Annotated in this window: 4 protein-coding genes; 1 reads left to right on the top strand and 3 read right to left on the bottom strand. The window is 44.7% G+C overall.

What is annotated here, in order from left to right:
• Window positions 1-39: 39 nt before the first annotated feature.
• Window positions 40-1,359: a putative Na+/H+ antiporter gene (locus K2Q26_13735; protein MBY0316580.1), complete on the bottom strand. Its 1,320-nt coding sequence runs from the start codon at window positions 1,357-1,359 to the stop codon at window positions 40-42.
• Window positions 1,360-1,486: 127 nt separating this feature from the next.
• On the opposite strand from K2Q26_13735, the gene K2Q26_13730 reads away from it, so the two are divergent.
• Window positions 1,487-2,752: an O-antigen ligase family protein gene (locus K2Q26_13730; GenBank protein MBY0316579.1), complete on the top strand. Its 1,266-nt coding sequence runs from the start codon at window positions 1,487-1,489 to the stop codon at window positions 2,750-2,752.
• On the opposite strand, the gene K2Q26_13725 is transcribed toward K2Q26_13730, so the two are convergent.
• Together K2Q26_13725 and K2Q26_13720 are read right to left on the bottom strand one after the other, a co-directional pair.
• On the bottom strand, window positions 2,715-3,632 hold the full coding sequence (locus K2Q26_13725; protein MBY0316578.1) for an HAD-IIIA family hydrolase: 918 nt from the start codon (window positions 3,630-3,632) through the stop codon (window positions 2,715-2,717). The genes K2Q26_13730 and K2Q26_13725 overlap by 38 nt on opposite strands.
• Window positions 3,633-3,644: 12 nt before the next feature.
• Window positions 3,645-4,286, bottom strand: a 642-nt coding sequence (locus K2Q26_13720) for a glycosyltransferase (protein ID MBY0316577.1), incomplete at its 5' end; no start/stop codon positions are given.

The following is a 4,286-nucleotide window of genomic DNA, read 5'->3' as shown; positions in this document are numbered from 1 at the left end:
AGTGGTTCTCAAAAAGTATCGGCGCACCTGCCGGACAATTTAAAAAATTGTAATCGTAGGTAGGAGTTCAAAGCAAAGGATAACGATGAATGTTGGGATCAATGCGGCAAGAAACAAGTACACCGGATTAATCGTGGCGTCGTTAAAGCTCTCTTTGAGTAAACTGTATCCTGCGGGATTTGGAGCATTCGCAATCACGGTCAATCCCCCGCCGGTCACCGCTCCTGCAACAAGGCAATACTTTGCACTTTCAGACAATTCGACAAGCGAACCCAAATACGTCAGTGCGGCATTATCAGTGATGGCTGTCAGTGCGGTGGCTCCGAAAAACAAGGCCGTATCGTTGAGGCCCGCAAGCAGAGGCTTCAACCACCAGGTTTGTACCGAACCCAAAACGATAAGACCCGCCAGAAAAAAGGCCACCAAAAGGGACTCTTTAAGTTTAAGCTCAGACTGGTACTCTTGAGTCACCGCAACGAAACCGATAAAAAAGAGAAAGATCGAAAGCAAAAAGACAGGATAGTGAGCCGTATAGACAGTCATCGCTAAAAACAGCAAGTGGATGAACGTCATCCAAATGTTCGGCTTGGGTTTCTTAGACGACTTGGGCTTCGCCATAAACTTCCCCTGAAGCTCCTTCTTAAAAAGAAACGTGAGTCCCACGGCGATGATCATCACCGCAATCATCGCTTTGTAGCCAAAGTGATTCATCATGTAGGCCATATCCCAGCCCCAGCGACCCGCAACCATAAGTACCGGAGGAGCCGCAAACTGAGTGAGCGTTCCGCCAATCGAAATATTGACGAAAAGAGCGCCAACAATCGCGTATTTAAACTTCTCACTCAACCGACCGTCAGCGAAAAAATATTCGAGGAGAATCAGTGCCGTCAGCGTCATCGCAGCGGGTTCCGTAATAAAAGAACCTAAGAGCGGCCCGACAATCATGGTCGTTACAAAAAAACTCACCTTTTCGGAAAGCGGCAATACCTTAGCTATTCGGAGGATGATACTTTCCGCAAAAAAGATCACCGGGCGAGTGGCGGCCATCGTCATTATGACAAACACAAAAATAGGATCAGTAAAATTGAGGCTCTCAAGATAAAACAATCCGCCACCGGTGAGATGCGCCTGCTCATCAACAATTTTGAATCCATGGATCCAAGAGTAGGCGCCGATGAAGACGGCCGCCCAAATTCCAAAAACAACTTCCACTTCACCTAAGAAATGGAAAAAGTTTTCCCCAACGGAACCCTCCGGAAACCGATGCGCCAACTTCTGAAAAAAGCTCACCAAAAAAGTATGGAGAACCGCGATGGCGAAAAGAGTGGTTCCTATGATTTCAAGCAGAGTCATTTCCATAACTCACCCTATGATATTTCTCGAGGCCTATCAATGCATTATGGATGTGCTGTTTTTTTAGTCAAAATTATTTTCTTGGACTTCCCTGGTTGAACATTTAAGAATGCTGTGGGGAGCTAAATTGGAAATGCAAAATAAAAAACTCAGGAAATTTTATTTCATTTGTTTTTCGCTGTATCTCGCGACGTTAAACTTCACTTTAGCAGGGATGGAGCTCTTTTCTGGACTTCTATGTGTATTTTCTCTTTTTGTCCTAATTAAGGAAAAGAATTTTAAAGCTCCTCCTAAAGCTGTAATTTACCCAGCCCTTGCTCTTTGGGCGACCGCCGTCGTCGGATTATGGCTCAACGATGTCCCTTTCCAATTCGCACAAAAAAGTTTCTTTAAGTTTCGCTGGGTGATTGAACTTATTCTATTAACCCAACTCTTCCGGGAGTTTTTTCGAGGTGAAGATTTAAAAAAGGTTTTCCCCTGGTTGGACGGCTCGATTCTTATTGTATTACTTTATAGCGTCTATCAATTCTTCTATGGACATGACTTCTTCCGCCCCGACGTGACTTTTCGCGAACTCGGACCAGGCTCCACTCTCTTTCGACCAAACGGTTTCTTTAGTCTAACTCTAACGTTAGCATCCGTTGCCGGCATGTATTTTTGCTGGTCACTGGCGCGGCTCCTTTACAAGGTCAATGCCGAAGATAGTAAGGCTTGGCTTCTCAATTTCGCAGCCTGCGCCGCCAGCCTTAGCATCGTCATTTTAAGTTTTACTCGTGGCTCTTGGATTGCGATCACCCTTGCCGCCATGGTTATCTTCGCTGTCTTTAAAATTCGCCTCATTCGATACTTCACCCCGGCAGTTTTGATCATCTTTGGGATTCTCTGGTATTCCTTTGCCGACTTTCGAGCTCGCATTCAATCGATTGACGATCCCAATTACATCAATAATGTGGAACGGGTTAATCTTTGGAAGGGGAATTGGGAAATCGTAAAAGACTACCCTGTATTCGGAATTGGCTATAATGAGAACATTCGTCGAATACAGCCTTACTTTATAGAAATGGGAATCCCTAAGGCCTATATCAGTCATGCCCATAATAATTTTTTAGATTTTTGGGCGGGTACGGGGACCTTGGGTTTATTTTTCTACTGCGCTTTTATCCTGGCAATATTTATCTATTCGGTCAATTTCTACCGCTCTTACCGAAAACGAACAGACGCCGATCCGGTCGTGCTTTCTATCGCCCTCGCGTTTATCGGGATACAGTTTGTGTTGCACATCGCGGGGATGACCGAGTGTACCTTTAAAGACAAAGAGCTCAATCACCAATATATTTTGTTTTCCGCATTAGTGTTGGCATTTAGTCAGAGATTTCGGCTAAAGACTCAATCCTCTTAAATTTTAACGAAATTTTTTTTCTGTTAGCCTCAGATAAAGCCGAATTCTCGACGAGATAAGCCTTTTTAAGGCCCATGTTTTGAGCCATCTCCATATCGCTGATATTGTCACCAACAAAGATGGACCTTTTCTTGTCAATATCCCATTGAAGCTCTTCCACAAAAAGCGCTCCGGGCCTTGGTTTTCGAAGCGATGGAAGACTCAAAAGATGAGCTTGGTCGCTCTCTTCAAAGTACATTGAGGAATAAGCCGCATCCAACCATACTCCCTCTTGGGCAAGAAGGGTTTGCATACGGGTTTGGACTTTAAAATAATCTTTATAGGTGAAATACTTTCGAGCGATTCCCGACTGGTTCGAAACCAAAACAATACGAAACTCTTGTTCGCGAAATCTACTTATCAAGGAAGTGATTCCCGGTTTCAGTTTTACCTGTCGGGGGTCTTTGATGTAAGGGACATGCTCAATGACAACCCCGTCTCGATCTAAAAAAAGACAGGGAACTATCGGTCGAGCTGCCGATGATCTCAAAAATCTTCGAGAATTTAAAAATATTTTCTGATGAGCGCGATTCAGTTTTCTCAGATCAAAAGACCCATCACCAATGGCCGACGCATTGGCTGTAACGACTTTAGAAAACAAGGCTCCTAGTTCCGGTCGCGCATTGACCGCATAAACCACGTCATGAGGTCCTAATGAGAATGTCTTGAGATCTCCGATTTTATTATAAACACCGATACAGAATCTTCGATTTAAGAAAGTCCGAACTTTTACGGGCAATCGCAGGGACGCAGGTAGTAAAAGTTTACCGCCTGCCTGCCAGGACAACAATAAATGCAAAAAACCTAATCCATAGAGTTGACGAAGATCACTTAAAGACATCTCAATTTTGTATCAGTGCGCCTTTAATTTCTCAACTAAAGAAACCCATGCGTCTTCGAATTTTTCTTGAGAGAATTTTCGCGCATATTCGAGGCCGTGCCGTGAATATTCTGATCGGTGAGAAATCACTTTCTGCACCAATTCAGGAAGTTTCTTTGGATCCGTACAAATTTCTTGCCCCCCACCCGTTAAAACTTCGCCCATTCCGCCGTAACCGGTTCCAATCACCGGGCTTCCCATGAGCATCGCTTCGTGAGCAATCCGATTCCAGCCTTCGGCAAATTGACTCATTAACACGACCACCTCCGCCGCCTTAAGAAGGCAAAGGTAATCTTTAAAACTCAGCTCGAGGTGGCGACAGGGCACTTCCACCGCCTTCACCCCGGAAGTCACCAGTTCGTATCCCGAATCTTTCAACGCTTCATAAGCCAAAAGAGCACCTTTCTTCACTTGCGGATTGCCAATATAGACGATCTTTTTATCGTTCAGCTGAAACCGTTTTCTCCACTCTTGTTCGTCTTGAGGCGAGCAAACATAGTCCTGGAGAGCGTAACCACAATAGATCAAGTGCACATTGGTATACCCGAGCTCCCGAAAATAATCTTGCCAGTACTTCGCAATAACAACAATGTGCTCAGACTTCCGAATCACAGC

Source organism: Bdellovibrionales bacterium (assembly GCA_019750295.1).
In the GTDB taxonomy this organism is placed as follows: Bacteria; Bdellovibrionota; Bdellovibrionia; order Bdellovibrionales; family JAGQZY01; genus JAIEOS01.
The sequence above is the reverse complement of the archived record's forward strand: the minus strand, read 5'-3'. Positions and strand labels throughout refer to the sequence as shown.

What these genes read in the sequence shown, in the direction of transcription:
- K2Q26_13735 (MBY0316580.1), bottom strand. Translation starts at nt 1,359, where the DNA reads ATGGAAATGACTCTGCTTGAAATCATAGGAACCACTCTTTTCGCCATC.
- K2Q26_13725 (MBY0316578.1), bottom strand. Translation starts at nt 3,632, where the DNA reads ATGTCTTTAAGTGATCTTCGTCAACTCTATGGATTAGGTTTTTTGCAT.
- K2Q26_13730 (MBY0316579.1), top strand. Translation starts at nt 1,487, where the DNA reads ATGCAAAATAAAAAACTCAGGAAATTTTATTTCATTTGTTTTTCGCTG.